16 protein-coding genes and 1 tRNA gene are annotated in these 19,250 nt (G+C 44.4%); 5 read left to right on the forward strand and 12 right to left on the reverse strand.

Annotated features, from left to right (window positions below; all coding sequences use genetic code 11):
* Positions 1 to 21: 21 nt before the first annotated feature.
* The 4 genes from clpX to ACN6MV_RS25030 all read right to left on the reverse strand — a co-directional run bounded on the left by clpX (position 22) and on the right by ACN6MV_RS25030 (position 4,415).
* A complete protein-coding gene (gene clpX / locus ACN6MV_RS25015) occupies positions 22 to 1,278 on the reverse strand; it encodes an ATP-dependent protease ATP-binding subunit ClpX (protein WP_042130648.1) in 1,257 nt (418 codons plus the stop codon).
* A gap of 12 nt (positions 1,279 to 1,290) precedes the next feature.
* On the reverse strand, positions 1,291 to 1,881 hold the full coding sequence (clpP, locus tag ACN6MV_RS25020; protein ID WP_036685049.1) for an ATP-dependent Clp endopeptidase proteolytic subunit ClpP: 591 nt from the start codon (positions 1,879 to 1,881) through the stop codon (positions 1,291 to 1,293).
* Positions 1,882 to 2,166: 285 nt separating this feature from the next.
* Positions 2,167 to 3,501, reverse strand: a complete 1,335-nt coding sequence (tig, locus tag ACN6MV_RS25025; protein WP_341114711.1) for a trigger factor — start codon at positions 3,499 to 3,501, stop codon at positions 2,167 to 2,169.
* 98 nt (positions 3,502 to 3,599) lie between these two features.
* Positions 3,600 to 4,415 (reverse strand): hypothetical protein, encoded by an 816-nt coding sequence (locus ACN6MV_RS25030; RefSeq protein WP_419885089.1) that lies wholly within the window; start codon positions 4,413 to 4,415, stop codon positions 3,600 to 3,602.
* Positions 4,416 to 4,725: 310 nt separating this feature from the next.
* Between ACN6MV_RS25030 and ACN6MV_RS25035 the strand changes: the two genes are divergently transcribed.
* Positions 4,726 to 4,799 (forward strand) — tRNA-Arg (locus ACN6MV_RS25035).
* An 854-nt stretch (positions 4,800 to 5,653) separates the two neighbouring features.
* On the opposite strand, the gene pstA is transcribed toward ACN6MV_RS25035, so the two are convergent.
* The 6 genes from pstA to uxuA all read right to left on the reverse strand — a co-directional run bounded on the left by pstA (position 5,654) and on the right by uxuA (position 12,858).
* Positions 5,654 to 6,535 carry a phosphate ABC transporter permease PstA gene (gene pstA / locus ACN6MV_RS25040; protein WP_340972561.1) on the reverse strand — a complete coding sequence of 294 codons (882 nt, stop codon included), beginning with the start codon at positions 6,533 to 6,535 and terminating at the stop codon, positions 5,654 to 5,656.
* Positions 6,532 to 7,479: a phosphate ABC transporter permease subunit PstC gene (gene pstC, locus ACN6MV_RS25045; RefSeq protein ID WP_149645965.1), complete on the reverse strand. Its 948-nt coding sequence runs from the start codon at positions 7,477 to 7,479 to the stop codon at positions 6,532 to 6,534. The genes pstA and pstC overlap by 4 nt, the downstream gene beginning before the upstream one ends.
* A gap of 82 nt (positions 7,480 to 7,561) precedes the next feature.
* A complete protein-coding gene (locus tag ACN6MV_RS25050) occupies positions 7,562 to 8,422 on the reverse strand; it encodes a phosphate ABC transporter substrate-binding protein (RefSeq protein ID WP_042191274.1) in 861 nt (286 codons plus the stop codon).
* 55 nt (positions 8,423 to 8,477) lie between these two features.
* On the reverse strand, positions 8,478 to 9,914 hold the full coding sequence (locus ACN6MV_RS25055; protein ID WP_341052076.1) for a stalk domain-containing protein: 1,437 nt from the start codon (positions 9,912 to 9,914) through the stop codon (positions 8,478 to 8,480).
* 244 nt (positions 9,915 to 10,158) lie between these two features.
* Positions 10,159 to 11,781, reverse strand: a complete 1,623-nt coding sequence (locus tag ACN6MV_RS25060) for a mannitol dehydrogenase family protein (protein WP_419885090.1) — start codon at positions 11,779 to 11,781, stop codon at positions 10,159 to 10,161.
* Positions 11,782 to 12,858: a mannonate dehydratase gene (gene uxuA, locus ACN6MV_RS25065; protein WP_149645962.1), complete on the reverse strand. Its 1,077-nt coding sequence runs from the start codon at positions 12,856 to 12,858 to the stop codon at positions 11,782 to 11,784.
* A gap of 222 nt (positions 12,859 to 13,080) precedes the next feature.
* Between uxuA and ACN6MV_RS25070 the strand changes: the two genes are divergently transcribed.
* Positions 13,081 to 13,734 (forward strand): GntR family transcriptional regulator, encoded by a 654-nt coding sequence (locus ACN6MV_RS25070; RefSeq protein ID WP_419885091.1) that lies wholly within the window; start codon positions 13,081 to 13,083, stop codon positions 13,732 to 13,734.
* Positions 13,735 to 13,790: 56 nt separating this feature from the next.
* On the opposite strand, the gene ACN6MV_RS25075 is transcribed toward ACN6MV_RS25070, so the two are convergent.
* Both ACN6MV_RS25075 and ACN6MV_RS25080 read right to left on the reverse strand, forming a co-directional pair.
* Positions 13,791 to 14,006: a hypothetical protein gene (locus ACN6MV_RS25075; RefSeq protein WP_419885092.1), complete on the reverse strand. Its 216-nt coding sequence runs from the start codon at positions 14,004 to 14,006 to the stop codon at positions 13,791 to 13,793.
* A gap of 96 nt (positions 14,007 to 14,102) precedes the next feature.
* Complete coding sequence (locus ACN6MV_RS25080) at positions 14,103 to 16,193, reverse strand: alpha-glucuronidase family glycosyl hydrolase (protein ID WP_419885093.1); 2,091 nt, start codon at positions 16,191 to 16,193, stop codon at positions 14,103 to 14,105.
* Positions 16,194 to 16,317: 124 nt separating this feature from the next.
* On the opposite strand from ACN6MV_RS25080, the gene ACN6MV_RS25085 reads away from it, so the two are divergent.
* The 3 genes from ACN6MV_RS25085 (at position 16,318) to ACN6MV_RS25095 (ending at position 19,248) form a co-directional block, all read left to right on the forward strand.
* Positions 16,318 to 17,202: an AraC family transcriptional regulator gene (locus tag ACN6MV_RS25085; RefSeq protein ID WP_339287849.1), complete on the forward strand. Its 885-nt coding sequence runs from the start codon at positions 16,318 to 16,320 to the stop codon at positions 17,200 to 17,202.
* Between the two features lie 262 nt (positions 17,203 to 17,464).
* Complete coding sequence (locus tag ACN6MV_RS25090; RefSeq protein ID WP_419885094.1) at positions 17,465 to 18,196, forward strand: ABC transporter ATP-binding protein; 732 nt, start codon at positions 17,465 to 17,467, stop codon at positions 18,194 to 18,196.
* Complete coding sequence (locus ACN6MV_RS25095; protein WP_419885095.1) at positions 18,193 to 19,248, forward strand: ABC transporter permease; 1,056 nt, start codon at positions 18,193 to 18,195, stop codon at positions 19,246 to 19,248. Before ACN6MV_RS25090 ends, ACN6MV_RS25095 begins: the two co-directional genes overlap by 4 nt.
* Positions 19,249 to 19,250 lie beyond the last annotated feature (2 nt).

Raw genomic sequence — 19,250 nt, forward strand, 5'->3', positions numbered from 1 at the left:
TGTATTGTTAAGGTAAGCGACTTACGCGCTTTCCTCTTTCTTCTTATCTTTCTTAAGGTTCAATTCAGGCAAAGCCTTCTCTTGAACGACCTGCTCCGTGATCACACAATCCTTGATATCATCGCGTGAAGGAACTTCATACATCACATCAAGCATGATGCTCTCAATAATCGCGCGCAGTCCACGGGCTCCCGTATTGCGTTTGATCGCTTCCTTGGCAATTGCTTCGAGTGCCAACGGTTCGAACTTCAGCGCTACGTTATCCATTTCCAGCAGCTTGATGTATTGTTTCGTGAGTGCATTCTTAGGCTCGGAAAGGATACGCACCAGCGTATTCTCATCAAGCGGCTCCAAAGTCGAGATAACCGGTAGACGGCCTACAAATTCAGGAATTAATCCGAATTTGAGCAAGTCTTCAGGCAATACCATCGACAAATATTCGCCAGGCTTGAGATCCTTTTGTCCTTCAACCGCTGCGTTGAAGCCAATGACTTTTTTACCGATACGGCGTTTAATCATTTGCTCCAGACCGTCAAAGGCACCGCCAACGATGAACAAAATGTTCGTCGTGTCGATTTGAATAAACTCTTGATGTGGATGCTTACGTCCACCTTGTGGAGGTACAGAAGCAACTGTTCCTTCCAGAATCTTCAGAAGCGCTTGCTGAACACCTTCACCGGATACGTCACGAGTAATGGACGGGTTCTCGGATTTACGTGCCACTTTATCAATCTCATCAATATAGATAATGCCGCGTTCGGCTTTCTCCACATCATAATCTGCTGCTTGAATCAGCTTAAGCAGAATGTTCTCAACATCCTCGCCGACATACCCAGCTTCCGTTAGGGAAGTAGCGTCTGCAATAGCAAAAGGAACGTTGATAATCTTCGCCATCGTCTGAGCAAGCAAGGTTTTACCCGAACCTGTTGGACCAAGCAAGAGAATATTACTCTTTGTCAATTCAACATCTTCGATCTTGCTTTGGCTGTTCACACGTTTATAGTGATTGTAAACCGCAACAGACAGCGATTTCTTCGCTTGTTCTTGACCGATTACATATTGATCCAAAATGTCGCGGATTTCCTTTGGTTTTGGAATATCCTTCAGATCAAGCTCTTCCTCATGACCGAGCTCTTCTTCCACGATTTCCGTGCAAAGCTCGATACATTCGTCACATATATAAACGCCCGGTCCTGCTACAAGCTTACGAACCTGCTCTTGTGATTTGCCGCAAAAAGAACATTTCAATTGCCCTTTTTCATCATTAAATTTAAACATCTAACCACCCCTTTAAGATTTCATCGGTGAAGAAAGAACCTGGTCAATAAGCCCATATTCCTTGGCTTCTTCCGCGCTCATGAAGTTATCGCGGTCTGTGTCCCGTTCGATTTTTTCAAGGGGCTGACCTGTGCGATCTACATAAATTTGATTCAACTTCTGTTTCGTCTTGAGGATCCAATCGGTATGAATCCAAATGTCGGACGCTTGACCTTGAACACCACCGAGCGGTTGATGAATCATAACTTCGCTGTTAGTCAGCGCATATCTTTTGCCCGGAGCCCCAGCTGTTAGAAGGAGCGATCCCATGCTTGCCGCCATTCCTACACAAATGGTTGAAACATCCGGTTTGATATATTGCATCGTATCGTATATACCCATGCCGGCTGTTACTGAACCACCGGGTGAGTTGAGGTACAAGTGAATGTCCTTCTCGGGATCATCTGCTGCAAGGAACAGCAGTTGAGCAATAACCAGATTGGCGACATCATCGTCAATCGCACTGCTTAAGAAAATAATGCGATCCTTGAGCAATCTGGAATAGATATCGTATGAACGTTCCCCACGACTTGTTGATTCCACAACCATTGGTACCAGACTCATGCCACCAACCTCTTTTCTCTTTACAGATTAGTCTTATCGTTTCAAAAATATTTTAACACGTTCACGGCTCGATGTCATTTTTTCACTACAGCAGACCTGTCCACTGCTTGTCAATAATGATTGTCACGCCATTTTTTTATTACCATACGCTCATACGAATACCTATGTACTCACATATATCTGTGGCCGAGGATAAAAATAAGGCACGTAACGAAACTTACGTGCCTTATCATATCTGTATGGAGGCCGACTTACTTGGCCGTTCTAGGTAGTGTCAAAAAGATCTTACTCAGCTTTAGTGTCTTCAGCAGCTGGTGCTTCTTCTACTGCTTCAACTTCTACACTGTTGCTAACAAGGAAATCAATGGTTTTGCGCAAAGAAAGTTCTTCGCTCAAGCTGCCCAGGGAACCGTTAGCTGCCAAGATGCTGCGAATTTCTTCAGGAGTACGTTTGTAAGCTTCAGCCATAGTAGCCAACTCTTCGTTAACTTCTTCTTCAGAAACTTCAATGTTCTCTTCTTTAGCGATAACTTCCAGTACCAGGTTGTTGCGAACGCGTTTTTCAGCATCGCCTTTCATTTGGTTCTGCAAGTCTTCACGTGTTTGACCGGAGAAGCTAAGGAACATATCCATGTTCATACCTTGTTGACGAAGACGAGTGTCGAAATCACGAACCATGTTCTCAACTTCACTGTTGATCATTGCTTCTGGGATCTCAACTTCAGCGTTTGCTGCTGCTTTATCAACAACTGCGTTCTCACGAAGACCTTTCAGTTCATCCTGTTTACGGGATTCGAGCTGAGCTTTCAGATCCGCTTTGTACTCTTCCAAAGTTTCGAATTCACTTACATCTTTAGCGAACTCATCATCGAGTGCAGGAAGTTGTTTGCGTTTGATTTCGTGCAGTTTCACTTTGAATACTGCTTTCTTACCCGCAAGGTTCTCTGCATGATATTCTTCTGGGAAAGTAACTTCGATATCTTTGAAATCTCCAGTGGACATTCCCACTACTTGCTCTTCAAATCCAGGAATGAAGGAGTTGCTACCAAGCTCAAGAGAATGACGCTCAGCTTTTCCGCCTTCGAACGCTACGTCATCAACGTATCCGTCAAAATCGATCACAGCGATGTCGCCGTTAGCTGCTGCTTCTTCTTCAATTACAACGAGTTCAGCATGACGCTCTTGCAGACGAGCAAGCTCAGCGCTCAACTCTTCTTCAGTCACTTCAGCTTTTTGTACTGGAACTTCCAGACCTTTGTAATCGCCAAGCTTCACTTCAGGTTTAACCGTGATCTTCGCTTTGAAGATAAAGGATTGACCTTTAGCAAATTGCTCAATATCAACTTCAGGACGGTCTACAGGGAAGATGTCAGTTTGTTCAACTGCTTCACCGTAAGCTTCAGGAAGAAGAATGTCGATTGCATCTTGGTACAAGCTTTCTACACCAAAACGGGATTCAAAGATCGGGCGTGGCACTTTACCTTTACGGAAGCCTGGTACGTTAGCTTTCTTAACGACTTTGTTAAAAGCTTTATCGAGTGCTGCTGCAACGCGTTCTGCGTCAACTTCTACTTCAAGAACTCCAAGGTTCTTCTCTATTTTTTCCCATGTTGCTTTCATATTATACTTTTCCCTCCAAAATATAGGTTCACAAGTTTACTTCAAAAAATGATACAATCCACGCACAGAATAACCATTATATTATATACAACATTACTTTATTTATCAAGTAGAGAAGTCTTTACAAAACCCTTGATCGCACGATAAGCTCCCTCAAATTGAAAGCGCATGCCGTCTGTAATGCCGTACATTCCACGAGTCTCCTCTTCTTGCCGTGTACCGTTTAAGCTCTCGGATACAAACTGGTGTAACGCCCCTGCCCAAATATCCAGCAGCGCATCTTCTCCATCCAGTAATTTCCGATACTCTTCCGATCCATAAATCGACATGACGAACTGACCCCAGAGCTCCTGTGCAAAATAATACAGCGTAGGCTCGTGTACCTCCGCCTGTTCGGCTACCCGCTCCAGCACCTGACTCACCTGCGGTGGAAAATCCTCGGTCTGCAGCGGCACACTTTCAATCTCTACAATTGCTGTTTCGTGACCTCGAATCAGATTGACCGTACCCTGCATCCCACGCCGCCGAAGGGTCTGCAGGGTCCGAAATTGCAGCAGTGGGTGAACATTATCCCCCTGCAGCCAAGCCGTCAGCGCCTCATCGACTCCGCCGCCTTCCAGATAAGAAAGCTGCTCTAGTGCTAGGATTGTCGCCTCTGACAGCGGCTCATTCATTACCCGCTGCAGCAGCTTTTGAGGGTACCCCGCATCCTCGGTCATTTTTGATTTGGCCAAGAGACGGGCCATATCTTCTTCCCTTAAATCTTCGTCTTCGGGGTGAACGGCTCCTTCCGCATCTCCATTCTGAGAGGCGTAGGGGAAAGCAGTTTCGAGCCATTCCAGCAGAGACCGCCATTCCTCGTAATTTCGTTCTTCCTGTCCTTGACACTGCAACAAAAAACGCAGCAGCTCCATCGCTTCCCCGTATCGTTCACTCTCCAGCATCACCGTAAGCTGGATTTGATAATAGTCCAGTGTCTTGGGAAACAGGACGATATTTTCTTTTGTGGCGGGGGAATCTGAATCTTTAATGAGGGCACCTCCTTATAGCTAATTATGTGAATTGAATTCTAAAACGTCATAAATGTTATTAAGACCTTAAGCTTCTTCCGAAACTTAATAATTGTAGATTATAGCATACCCCGTACTCTTTTTAAAAAACAGCTTGAAAAACATCGGCGTACATGATATGATAACTCCTGCTTGCTTTTCAGCCAGCAATCATGTCCCGGTAGCTCAGCTGGATAGAGCATGCGCCTTCTAAGCGCACGGTCAGGGGTTCGAATCCCTTCCGGGACGTCAGAGTAACAGCCTTCCTTCGGGGAGGCTGTTTTTGCGTTCAGGGGATGCGAACCTGGGAGAAGGCGTAGCCCTAGGGACAGAGCTAGGAGCAGAGCCTAAGCAGAGCCTAGGGCTTAGGGTTCCATGAGGCTCAGGCCTCGATGTAGCTCACTTTTCAATGGAGCTCAGGCTTCTATGGAGCTCAGGCTTCTGTGGAGTTCAAGCTTCGATAAGCCCCCTACTACGTTATACACCCACGTAGCAGTCAGATCATTAGACAACGTTCCGCTTAGATTCTGCCTAACTCGAACACTCTAATTGCATTTTGTGCAACTAAAAGGTTCCCTTTCACCTCAACAACTCGGTTTAACTGTATTCCGTACACTTATATTCTCTGATTAACTCCTAGATTGTCATTTTCTCCATTTTTAGTTGCACAAAGTACAATTAATCCTAAATAAACCCTACACCATGATAAATAGCTGCATAAAGTGCAACTAAAGCCACCTCTAACACCATTACTCATTACTCATTACTCATTACTCATTACTCATTACTCACCACATCATACTTTATCCTTTGAGGAAATCGAGGCACATTACGAAAAAGTTTTTTTACTATTCGTATGCTGGGAAGCAGGAGCACGCGGAAGCAATAGTGCAGGATGTGTTTGTGCGAATATTATCAATTTAGACATGAAAGTGAAATGTGCGATATTGTCTCAGCCTTGCCGCGAGTGTTTCGCGAGGTTATTCCTTTGGCCGTATCCGTAGGGAATGCTACATTAAATAATTCATCATAAGAAGACAAAAAAACTGTCACCCACCGATATCCATTGCCGGGTGACAGTTTTTACGTACCTTTTGAACGAATTAGTGTCCTTTGCGGCGATTGCTAAGCCACAACGGAAATCGGAATACAAAATTGATAAACAAAACTACAAATACAAGTACGGCTGCCGACTTATCAGCAATTTGACGCGCATCTTCTACGATCGCTTCGGATTGTACATACCAAAGGTGTACGGCCAGTGTTTCACCCGGCGAGAACAGATTGAAATCCCACATTTCTCCCGAGGTACTGAGACCAGCGGTAAGGATAATAACCGCAGACTCCCCGAAGGCGCGTCCAGCAACGAGACAAATCCCAGTAACAATGGCAGACATTGCAACGGGCAGGACTACCGTGCGGATCACGTGGAATTTAGTCATCCCAAGCGCATAACCAGCCTCGCGGATCTCCCCGGGGACAGCACGTACCGCTTCCTCTGTCACTCGCGCAAGCATAGGTAAATTCAGCAGCGCCAAGCTGACGCCTCCGCCAAGAATCGTCAGACCGATATCGAAATATTCCGCAAAAATCGCAAGTCCGAGCATACCGAACACAATCGATGGTACTGATGACAGAGATTCTACGCAAATACGTAGTGCGCCTGTAAATTTATTGTCTGGTGCATATTCAGCCATATAGATTCCCGCACCCAAACCAATTGGAACGGAAATAAACAGCGAGATGAACAAAATGTAAAAGGAGTTAAACAGCACCGGGCCAATCCCACCACCTGCGTCAATCTCTTCAGGCTGTTTAATCAAGAAATCGGGCCGAAGTGCCGGTAAACCTTTACTAAGAATCGTGAAGAGCAGCCAGAAGATCAGCAGCATGACTAAAGCCCCAAGCGTATAAAACCCTATGGTTGCAATTTTATTGTTTCTTTGAGCCCGCGCTGTATGCTTTGTACTTGCGAATCCGTTCACGCTGCATCCCTCCTTTTTCTACCCAGCACGCGGATGATCAGAATTAATACAAATGATATTACTAGCAGGAGAAATGCCATCATATGTAGCGCATAGTTCCATGTAGAGTCAAACTCTACATTGGAGATTTGCATAACGATGTTACTAGTCAGCACCGATGCTGGCGTGAATAACGTCTTCGCCAATTGCGGTGTATTCCCGATAACCATAACTACAGCCATCGTCTCACCCACAGCACGAGTCATACCCAGAATAACCGCAGAGATAATTCCCCGGCTAGCGGCAGGCAGTATTACACGCATGATGACCTGTAAACGGGTAGATCCAAGAGCATATGCTGCATCCCGATATTTGCGCGGCACAGAGACAATGGCATCATCACTGATTCGGCAAATCGTTGGCAGCACCATTAATGCGAGCACAAGTGCAGCTGCTAACAAGCCATCACCTAAGCTCTCCCCGCTAATTCTGCGCAAGAAAGGAAGTAATACCGTTAAGCCTATATATCCGTAAACAATTGAAGGAATACCTACTAACAAATCTAGCACTGGACGGATGAAAGTCTTCATCCATTTTGGAGCAATCTCTGCACAAAGTACTGCCATCCCTACCGAAATAGGAACTGCGATCAGCAGCGTTAATGCAGTTAGTGAAAGTGTATTTACAATGAAGGCAGCCGCTCCAAAAGAATCCTCTTCCGGCGTCCAGTTAAAGGAAAAGAAAAAGTCCGCAGGCGAGAGATGGCCGAACAGAAGCATAGCCGTTTTGCCGATAAATAGAATTACAAGTCCAAGCACGAAGCAAAGCGCAAGAATGCTGAATAAAAAATAAAACTTAAACAATTTGTTGCTAAACAAATGCCTACCATGACGTTTGGGATTAGCGCTAACCTGCGTTACGCTCTCTTTTCCCCTAGTTGCCAAGCCTTGGACTGGTGCCCCCATACTTTCCCTCCTGTAAGCGGCCACCCCCGTATCAAGATCGGAGCTGGCCGCTGTTACCGTTCAATATGATCTTTAGATGTTATTAGCCCTTCATTGCTGCGATCGGAATAAATTTAAGCTTTTTCAGGGAACCTTGTTGGAACTTCTTGCTTTGTACGTATTCGATGAATTCTTTTGTAGCGCCAGTAGGTTGGCCTTTAGTCATGTAGTAACCATAAGCCCAGATCTTATAAGATCCATTGATTACGTTGTCTGTAGTAGCAGCTATACCGTTGTGTTTAACAGCTTTTACGTCGCCACTTACATATACAAGGTCGATATAACCGATAGAGTTAGGAGTTGTTCCTACGGCAGTCTTCATGTCACCGGATGAACCTGTTTCTTTGTAGTTCTTAGCTTTTTTAACGATATCTCCGCCATCCAAAGCTTTAGCTTGATAGTTTACGCGTGTACCGGAACCGAAAGAGCGAGTGATAACCACGATGTCAGCATCTGCACCGCCTACTTCTTTCCAGTTCGTGATTTTACCTGCGAAAATACCTTTAAGCTGTTCAGTTGTAAGGTTATCTACACCAACATTTTTGTTAACGATTGTAGCAAAAGGAATAACTGCTACTTTGTTTGCTACTTGACCGTCAAAAGCTTTGAAGCCTGGTACGTCGATGCTAGCATCCCAGTCGCAAGCGCCGATATCAGCGATGCCTTTTTTAACAGCTTGAGGTCCAGTTACTGAACCTTTACCTGAGGCTGCGATTTTCACTTTAGGGTGCAGCTTTTGGAATTCTTTTGCCGCTTGAAGCGTCAATGGAAGAAGTGCGGTTGAACCGTTAACTGTGATTTTACCTTTAAGTGAATCGGCTGCTGCTGCAACCCCTGCGAAAGATGCGGTTACCGCAATTACAGCCGTTAGAGCCGTTACTGTTAGCTTTTTGAAAATCTTCATTTGTATTATTTCTCCTCTCGGCTCTACGCCGTTAAAATATGATTAGGGATATTTATTATTTCGACAGTTGCAATGCTTTACCGCCTTGAACCACCCATACACCGCCATCACTTACGATAGCAAGCTTGCTTCCATCATTCGAAACAGCAACTTCAGATACATCTTCAGTGGAGCGGTACAGCTCAGTTTTTGCACCTTTACTATCGATGGAGTAGACTACTGTGCTTCCGTTTGCCGCTGTACCCGCTACAACCAAGCCATTGTTAACGCCAGTGGACCAAGTTACTTCGACATCAAGTGCAAGGTTACTGCTTGTTCCGTCTGCTTTGATAACCTTCAGTGTGTTAGCCGCATTGCCATCAGAATCTGCGCTCAGATATACGACGCTACCATCGGCTGAAATTTCAGGGTATAGCTTGTTATCCGGTGTAGTCGTAAGTGCAGCAGGCTTAGCATCTTTTGTAGCAAGATCAAGCTTGTAAAGCTGCTCTCCAGCAGAGCTGAAGTCTACAGTAAGGGAATCTTCTGTGCTGTCCGCATCGTTTTTAGCAACACCCGTCAAGTTAACGATATAAACGGCGCTCTTTTGGTCAGCGGAAATGCGCAGTTCGGATTTATTTTCTACTTTGTCTGCCAATACGGATTTAACTTCACCAGTGTCTACAGAGATTTTTGCAATTTTCTCCTGCTTGTCACCTTGGATAAAGTAAATACTTTTACCATCGTTCGACCAAACCAGATCTGTTTTTACACTATTGTCAGTACCAAGTGTCTTAGTAGCTCCGCTAGACAGGTTAATCAGATTCAACAAACCAGTCTCATCATTGAAAGCTCCCCACTGCCCATCCGGCGATACTGCAAAATCCACCGCACTGTCATTCGACGAAAATACTTCATAGTTACCTGGCTCTGTGCTGAACTTGATAAGTTGAGCAGATTCAGCATCACTTTTGTTCGCAATCAGACTTCCAGCTGCTGTCCAGTGCAAAGTATCAAACAATCCTTCAGGACGAGCAAAGCTTAGAATCGTGCTAGCGTCAGCATCCAGTTCTCCACCTAATGCATAAACTAACTTTGAAAGCTCTACATAGGTTTTACCGTTATAAAATACTGGAGCAACTGTGAATGTCTCGGAATTACCATCTACTTGATAGCTCTTTGAGCCTGTTTTGAGTTGGACATTATGTAATCCTTTGCTGTCATTAAGTTCAAACCCGCCAGCTCCAAGTACTAACTTAGCTCCAATTTCACCAGCTACCTGATTCAGCGAGTACAACTTGTAACCACTGCTATTAATGGTGTTAAACACAATCGGCGTACCATTTACATTCCAAGTGGCTGTACCTTCTTTAACTGCTGTTTTTGCAGCGGTTTGATTGGTAGCCACAGATTTTACATTACTGCCGATGCTAGCTGCAGATACACTCCCAACGCCTACAGTTGCAAGAAGTGCTGAAGCCAACGTTGCGCTAATCCATTTACTGTTTTTCAATTAGATTCACCCTTTTCGTATAGGTAACTGCTAATGTCATTTTCGTCTACAATTGTCAACTCTGTTGCAGAGGAATGTTATGGAAATATTAACTATAATTATTTTTTTGAAAAAGTAGGTATATTAGCGTACTAGACTGCTAAATTCAGATAAACCAAATGGACTAGACACGAAAAAGCCTCATGGGGGATAGCTCTGCGGGGTGCAGTAGCTTTTACTCCATGAGGCTTTTTGTAAATGTGATCTACCCTAACTCTTCATTTAAATGCTTTTCCAACGTTCTCCGTACAGCTCCTGGGCCTTTCAGCATCTCGTAGAAGTAACTTTCAATCTTGCTACCCAGACCGATTTCATATAACGGTACACCAAAGATCTTCTCATTTTCTAGAATTCTATGCACATTAGAGGTCGAATCTCCCAAAGTCACTCCCTGCAGATGCGCTTGAAGTGACTCCATTAACGGATCGGGACTTAGCTCAAATGAATTCCCTTCATCATCCACTCCGATCAAATAGCGGCACCAAGCAGCAATTGCTAGTGGAATCGCCGTCAATTCAGCTGGATGAAGATCTTCGCGTTGTACATAGGATTTGATCGTTTCCCCATAACGAATGCCTATCTTCTGCGACGTATCTGTCGTAATTCGCTGCGGGGTGTCTGGAATAAATGGATTCGCCAATCGCTCTTGCAGCACTTCATCCAAAAACTGCTGTGGACGTAGAATGATAGGATCTACAACTACAGGCAATCCTTCCTTATACCCAATCCGCTCGACTAATGTACGTAGGGTCTGATCCTGCATCTCATCCGAAATCTGTGTGTAGCCTAGTAGACAGCCAGTGACCGCTAATGCAGTATGCAAGGGGTTTAGACAGGTGGTAACTTTCATCGTTTCTACCCTGTTCACGGTCTCACGATCTGTGAATATAATGCCGGCTTCTTCTAATAAAGGTCGCCCATTCGTAAACTTATCCTCAATGACCAGATATTCACTAACTTCTGCGTTAACAAAAGGCGCGGTATGAGCGTTCCTCGAGGTAATAAGTATATCCATGCCGCCAATCCCCTGCTCCTGTAAAGCATTACGTATTACCTCGGATGGACGTGGTGTGATTTTATCGATCATCGACAAGGGGAATGTTATGTGACTCTCGTCTTCGAGGTACGCAACAAAACCTTCCTCCACAATCCCTTTCGCAGCCCATGCCTTGGCGATTGTAATCACGCTATTTTTCAACATATCCCCATTGTGCGAACAGTTATCCATACTGACAAAAGTCATCGGATACTGCCCCTTAAGATATCGACGGTACGCTAGAGAAGCGATCACACTCATGCTGTGGGATGGCTGCTCTGGCCCTTGCTCCATATCCTTCTTCACGATATCAAGGTACATTCCATCAGGACCGGTCAAGGTATAACCTTTCTCTGTAATGGTGAAGCTGGCCATCTGCAGGCTCGGGTTTTCAAAAATTTCAACCAAACGGCAGTAATCCTCCGCTCGATTCTTGTTTGCCATAATAGCTTCGGTAATGCTGCTAATGACCTTTTTTGTAAACTCGCCACTCGCATTCATTAGTACGAGAAGTGTTAAATGATCATGTGGTTTATAAATCTTGTCAATCAGCTCGTAGTCAGAGGAGGTAGCGGCAATAATACCTGTATCTGCTTTTCCAAGCTCCAACAGCTTCTGGTGAGCATTCGCAACAAATCCCCGAAAAATATTTCCCGCTCCAAAATGAACCCATTCCGGCCTAACGCGCGTATTCTCCGCCACCTGCTTATAATCAAACTGAGGAAGCTCCACGTCAGCGTCCTTCCATGCCTCTGCACATGATTGAATACTCTCTCTTGTCAGAAGCAGCATTCACTTCACCCCCATCGTATTGTCGAGACTGTCCCATACACCAAGTAAATACATGATCCCCATTGCTCTATCGTACAGCCCGTACCCCGGGCGGCAAGTCTTCTCTTCACCCCACAAATGACGACCATGATCTGGACGCACATACCCCGTATATCCATTCTCATGATACGCTTTAACAACCTCTGCCACATCCACACTGCCATCCCGTCCACGATGAGACACCTCAATAAAATCTCCGTTCTCAAAAACCTTAACATTTCGAATATGAGCAAAATGAATGCGATTACAGAATTCCCGAATCATAGCCGGCAGATCGTTCTTCGGATTCGTACCGAGCGACCCAGTGCAGAAGGTTAATCCATTATACGGACTATCTACTGCGTCAAGTAAACGACGGATCGTATCACGGCTGCGGACAATGCGGGGCAAGCCAAAGATCGGCCAAGCAGGATCATCGGGATGAATAGCCATTTTGATATCGACTTCTTCACAGACAGGAATAATGCGCTTCAGAAAATAGACCAAGTTCTCGAACAGCTTCTCTTCCGTTACATCTGCATAAGCGGCGAATAGCTCATCGAGCTTCGCAAGACGCTCCGGCTCCCAGCCAGGCATCGTAAATTCGCCGGCCCCCTTGAGAATACGATTCACCATGTCGCGCGGGTTCTCATTAATGGCCGCATTTTCATAAAAAAGAGCATTCGAGCCATCTGGCAATTCCTTGTACAGCTCCGTCCGAGTCCAGTCAAAGATAGGCATGAAATTGTAACAGATCACTTTAGTACCGACCTTGGCTAGCTTCCGTATGGTGTCTATGTAAATATCGATATATTTATCACGCGTCGGGAGTCCAATCTTGATATCATCATGGACGTTCACACTCTCTACTACGGCAGTGCTAAACCCTTTGCTCGTAATTTGATCCGCAACCTTTTGAATGTCATCCATTTCCCACACTTCGCCCGCTACCTTATGATGTAGTGACCAGACAATACCCATTACCCCCGGAATTTGCCGGATATGATCAAGCGTAATGTTGTCATTGCCTTCTCCATACCATCTCCATGTCATTTTCATCTAGATAAAACCTCCTATAATTTCATATGTCGAGATCTTGTATACAAGATAATATACTCAAATATTAGATTTAAATAATACCTTTTGTCAATGACATAAAATCAATAATTCCCGATCTTGTATACAAGATTAAAAAATTATATAATGAAATCACTATCTTATATCAGGATCCCGTTTCACATATCCGCATTACAAATTCAACGGCAATGGAGACGTAACCTCATGTCCACCAAAAATAATATTTTGAACCTATTAAAACACGAAATTCTTAACCTAACACTAAAGCCTGGATCCATTCTAAGTGAGACCGTGTTATCCGAACGGTTTCAGATCTCCAGAACACCTTTGCGCGATGTACTAAAGCAGCTGTCACTAGAGTCCTATATTGATGTGTATCCGAAGAAAGGGAATCTGGTTTCATACATTGATTTGGAATCTGTCGAGCAAATGATTTATTTAAGAAGTGTTTTGGAAAAAGATATTATCAAGGGTCTATGCGGTAGCCTTACTCTTAAAGGAATTATAGAACTTAAAAAGAATCTAGAAGAGCAAAGAAATGCCATACATCAAGAACATGCCACTGAGCACTTTTTTACTTTGGATGACGCCTATCATAAGACGTTATTCACATTAGCAGGACATGAATTTTTATGGGATCAAATTAAGTTCTCCCATGTGCATTATGAAAGATATCGACGCTTGCATAACCTAAAGCAAGAAAAGCTGGAGAAAATTTTGAGTGAGCATCACATGATCCTGGATTGTATGACAAACCATGAACCAGACAAAGTGGATGAGCTAGTCCAACATCATTTACGTGAGGATATGAACTCCTTATACCTACTGGAGAATTTTGCAGATTATATTAAAGCGTAATAACGTGTATGAACAGAGCCAACTTAAAACTAAAAGACCGCCCCATGCAGCCAAAATCATGGCTTTTGGGACGGTAGCTGCTCATCGTTCTTCGTATTTATAAAACACTTTCGATACCAGCCAATGCTATCCTCATACAAGTCTAAAGTATTATAAATCAACCAATCATGAGGGAGATCTACGGTATGAAAATCCAAGAATTCTCCATCCGTCACTTCTAAGGTGCTCTTAGCAAATTCCCAGCCTTCATTAAACAATCTTTTATGATTCAATATGTATCTTCCTTTCTTCTCCTAGGAGTATGAAACAAAGAGAGGGAACATTAGAAGGAGCGGCCCTACTGGACACACTCCTCCTAATGTTAATATTTAGTATACTTTGCGTTGAAGCCGGTCTGGGATACCGCTTTTTCGATAAAAATACGTATTGATGATATCTCTCCACTCGCGAGCATGCAGTGCCTGTTCATGCAGACGGTCTGCCACCTGCCCGTGTCTGCTATCGTCTATTTTCCCCTCAAGAGATTGCCACATCTCTTTCAGTTGATCTGCCTGTTCCACACCTTCAAAATGCGAATCATAAATATGCTCTATGACGGTTTTACCAGAATGAAGCGTATGCGTATACGGGACATGATGGAAGAACAGCAATAGCTCATCCGGACATGTAGTTACAGATTCATACAGATCTACATTCGCGCCTTGATACTGACCGACATATCCTGTACCTGTCTTCATAGTCCGGTCTACGCCAATGCCTTGTAGGTCTGCAAAATGATACGTTCCCCATTTCGAATACTCATATCCATCCACATTTGGACCGTAATGATGATCCGGATTGACCATCCAACCTACCCCAAGCGGCGAAGTATAAGATTCATAGATATGCCAAGAGGTTAGCAATATCTCACGAATAGTATCGATTAACTGCTCATCCTCTGCACCGAATGTGAGCATAATCCATTCCTTCGCAATTTGCTCTGCACTTAATTCTGGATTCCAAGCGAGTCGACCGTAACCATACAGATTGGCCTGTGCTAACAAATGCCCTGTCCAGTTATGGTCATTGCCAATGTTCGAAACAGCCGCGAAGCCGCTATATCTATTACCATACATGGATCCATCAACAACCCGCTTTACCGATGACTCCGAATCTGTTGCGTACGTATTAAAATCAAGAACTTCCTTCCATTGAGGGACGAGGTAGCAGACATGACGCTGTTGGCCTGTATATTCCTGCGTAATCTGAAATTCAATCATCATATTCGTGTGCTTCATAGCACCGAACAACGGAGATACGCCTTCTCGCACTTGGAAATCCATTGGACCATTCTTCACCTGTAAAATAACATTCTCCATGAATCGGCCATCCAGCGGTTTAAAATGATCATATGCCGCACGTGCGCGATCGGTAGAACGATCCCGCCAATCCTGCTTGCAATTGTAGACAAAGCAGCGCCAGATGACGATTCCCTCGAAAGGCAATAAAGCTTCAGCTAGCATATTTGAACCCTCCGCATGATCACGATCATAAGTAAACGGTCCTGGACGATTCTCTGAATCTGCTTTTACGAGGAAACCACCGAAGTCTGGAATCTCTTTATAGATTTCTATAGCCTTAGCCTTCCACCATTGGCGAACCTCTGGATCTAATGGGTCCGCTGTGTTCAATCCCCCGAGTTCGATCGGACTAGCATAGTTAATACTTAGGAACAGCTTCACACCGTAGTTACGGAAGATATCTGCAACCCTCGCGATGTCTGGAAGATAGCGGTCCGTAATAAACATCGTCTCAAACCGATGTACATTGACATTGTTTATAGCAATCGCATTGATCCCTATCGAAGCGAGCATTCTCGCATAATCTTGCAAACGATCAAAGTCCTTAGTGATTTCGTTGCCCGCGTAGAATATCGACTTCCCTGCGTAACCACGTTCGATGCTTCCATCGATATTATCCCATTGATTCATCATGCGGAGTGTATTTACCGGATGATCCAACACGTCCAACGCTTCAATAGATTGACCCGTTCCAAGTAAGCGTAAGAATGCAAATACGCCGTACAGTAATCCAACAGGTGTTGCGGCACCGATTCCAATGCAATTCTTCTCCACATTTGTTCGAATGACATATCCTTCAAGCCCAACCTCTGTCCTCTCAGCTTCGCTGAAGGTATGCGTAAGAAGTGGATGATGACTGTCAAACGTACCGATTGTAATACAAGCTTGCTCAGCTATATCCTGAGACTGAGTAATGATAGCATCGATATTAAGCATTCCTTGTATGCCGCGTGTTAGTTCTTGCACAGCACTTTTGATCACTGGGTGTTCCTGATTGGAGGTCAAGATGTTATAACACCATGAAGCATAGCGCTCTCTTATGGCGCTCGATTGGATATTAGGATATTCGAGCCAAGCTTTATACCCTGCGTTATGTAATTCTGTTTTTTTCTTTGCCATAATTCGGTGTCCTCCATTAGTGTAAGACTTTTATGCCCAAATGTTGCTAGCTATGCAATGGTTCTCTTATACTTTTGTAAACGATAGATTAACCGCATCCCTACTATATAGGAGGAACACGAATGTGACGTACCATGCGCAGCAGGACTTACAACCGTTCCATCTCTATTTTGTATATAAAAGAACTAGTACAAATACAGATGACTATCAAGGAACATTCCATGCCCATCAAGGTGTTGAAATTCTTATTGTTCATGAAGGTAAAGGTACGCTGATTATTGATCAGAATAGTTATGAAATAAAACCAGGGATGATCTGTATTTTCCAGCCTTACCAACTGCATCATATTCAAATTGAAATTAATGAGGCGATTCCTTTCGTGCGTTCGATCGTTCATTATGAGCCTAGCCTATTTAAAGCTTATTTTGAGAAGTGGCCTATCCTGCAAAAGTTTTTTAATCATATTCATAGTGGCGATTTGGCCTCACCTCGATGGTATGAACAGCAGGACCTTCAATCCCTGACAGCTCTTCTGAAAGATCTGGATGAAGCGCTTCCAACTTTGCACAAAAATGATTTCCTTGAGGAGGTTTCGTTGTTTCTCATCACGTTCCTACATACTTTAAAGCCGTTATGGGATACACAGCATCAGACGGTCTCCAGGGAACAACTGCTCCGCAAACCACATCAGGCAGAAAGTATCATGGAATGGCTGCAGTTGCATTACAAGGAACCTTTGCGGCTGGATCAAATGAGCAAGGATCTGCATCTTTCACCCCATCATTTATCCCACTTATTCAAAGAATGTACAGGCAGCAGTATTTCCAATTATTTAACGGTAAAAAGAATGCAAGAAGCGGTTCATCTTCTGACTTCAAGCGAATACACAGTCGCGCACATCGCCGAGGAAGTCGGAATCACGAATTGCTCTCATTTCTGCAAATTGTTCAAAACTCATTTCGGCACAACGCCTAATCGATTTCGGAAGCAATGGTATATCCATCATTAGGTTGTTGAATATTCCATCTGCCTCATTCCTAGTTAACATCATATCAAGCCGGTTCGTGAACAAGTATTCACATCTTGTGTAAAAATGCCGCTACTTTGCGATTTATACCTGATTTTAAGCAGCTTTCAGCCAAAAATTGAATACTTTACATTTACTGGATTCCGGAGCACAATAATGAGCGAGCGCTCACTCATTATCGTGTTGGAGAGCACTCTGTAACACCATTCAGTATCCCAGACTATTCAGAATCGAGGAGATGAATATGGGTCCGGAATTTCCAGTCATTTCAGTGAGCCGTGTCAGAAAAGCCTTTGGAGACAAACAGGTTCTCGAGGATATTTCGCTTCAAGTCGAACGTGCAGAAACCTTCGGTATACTAGGCCCATCTGGCTCCGGAAAAACAACGCTAGTGAAGCTGTTAACAGGTATCGATGTGGTGACCTCAGGCGAGGTAAAGGTGCTTGGTGTCACCATGCCTAAGCTATCCATCCTGCAGCAAATTGGATACATGGCTCAATCCGATGCCCTATATACGGAACTCAGCGCAAAAGAAAATCTGGAGTTCTTCGCTGCGCTATATGGACTTAAAGGTGCGGAGCGCGGCAAACGTATCAAAGCTGTTATGGAACTGGTGGATCTGCAAGAGCATCTGCGCAAAAGAGTAGATCAATACTCTGGCGGAATGAAGCGCCGCTTATCCCTGGCGATTGCGCTGCTCCATGAGCCTCCGCTACTTCTACTAGATGAACCAACAGTAGGTATCGATCCTGTACTCCGACTATCCATCTGGAAAGAACTAAAAGCACTGAACGAGAAAGGTACCACGATTGTATTAACTACGCATGTCATGGACGAAGCAGAGAAATGTGATCGCCTCGGAATGATCCGTGATGGCAAGCTGCTTGCCGCCGACACACCTGCTGGACTGCTTCAAGCCACTGGCTCAACTTCTATTGAAGAAGCCTTTCTATATTATGGAGGTGTCCGTTCATGAGAATCCGAGCGATCACCTTACGGATTTTGCGACAATTTATTCATGATAAAAGAACGATGGCCTTAATGTTTATCGCACCGCTCCTCGTTCTAAGCTTAATGAGCTTGGTATTTAACGGTGATGCCTATGAGCCAACAATCGGAATATCCGAAGTGCCATTAAGTATCTCAGCTGCGTTAAAAGAACAACAGGTCACAATCCAAGATTACGCCAGCGCAGAGTTAGGAAAAGACGCTCTAGTAGAAGGAAAGATTGACGCTTTGATCACTTTGGACGGAAAGGCCGGAGAATCACTAGGCATGCCCCAAGTGTTGTTAGAAGGCAGCAATCCAACGGCCAACAAGGCGGTAATTATGACGCTTCAACAGCTATCTCAGAAGCTTCTCCCTAGTACAGAGAAACCATTGCAATTACAGCCCCAGATCAGCTACCTATACGGTTCTGAGAATATGAAGGCGATCGATCGCTTCGGTCCGATTATGATTGGTGTATTTGTTTTCTTTTTCGTATTCCTGATTGCCGGTGTTTCTTTCCTGCGAGAGCGGACTACAGGCACTCTTGAACGTTTGCTTTCCACTCCTTTAAAAAGATGGGAGATTGTACTCGGGTATGTATGTGGTTTCGGCATTTTCACCGTATTCCAAGCGCTGTTGATCTCATGGTTCTCCATTCAGATTCTTGGCATTATGATGACGGGAAGCTTTGGTTACGTAATGCTGATCACCTTACTCCTGTCGATGACAGCTTTGACACTGGGCACGTTACTATCTGCTTTTGCAGCTAACGAGCTACAGATGATTCAATTCATTCCACTCATTATCGTGCCACAAGTTTTCCTCAGCGGACTGTTCCCACTCGACACTCTACCACTGTGGCTACAGCGCATCGGCTACGCGACCCCGATTTATTATGGATCAGAAGCGCTTATGAACATCATGATCCGTGGCAAAGGATGGAACTCCATCGCTTTGGATGTCTATGTGCTGATCGGATTCTCACTATTGTTCATGATTCTGAATGTATTGGCGCTGCGCAAACACCGGAAAATGTAGCC

Source organism: Paenibacillus sp. B-A-8 (assembly GCF_048572915.1).
Taxonomy (GTDB): Bacteria; Bacillota; Bacilli; order Paenibacillales; family Paenibacillaceae; genus Paenibacillus_AQ.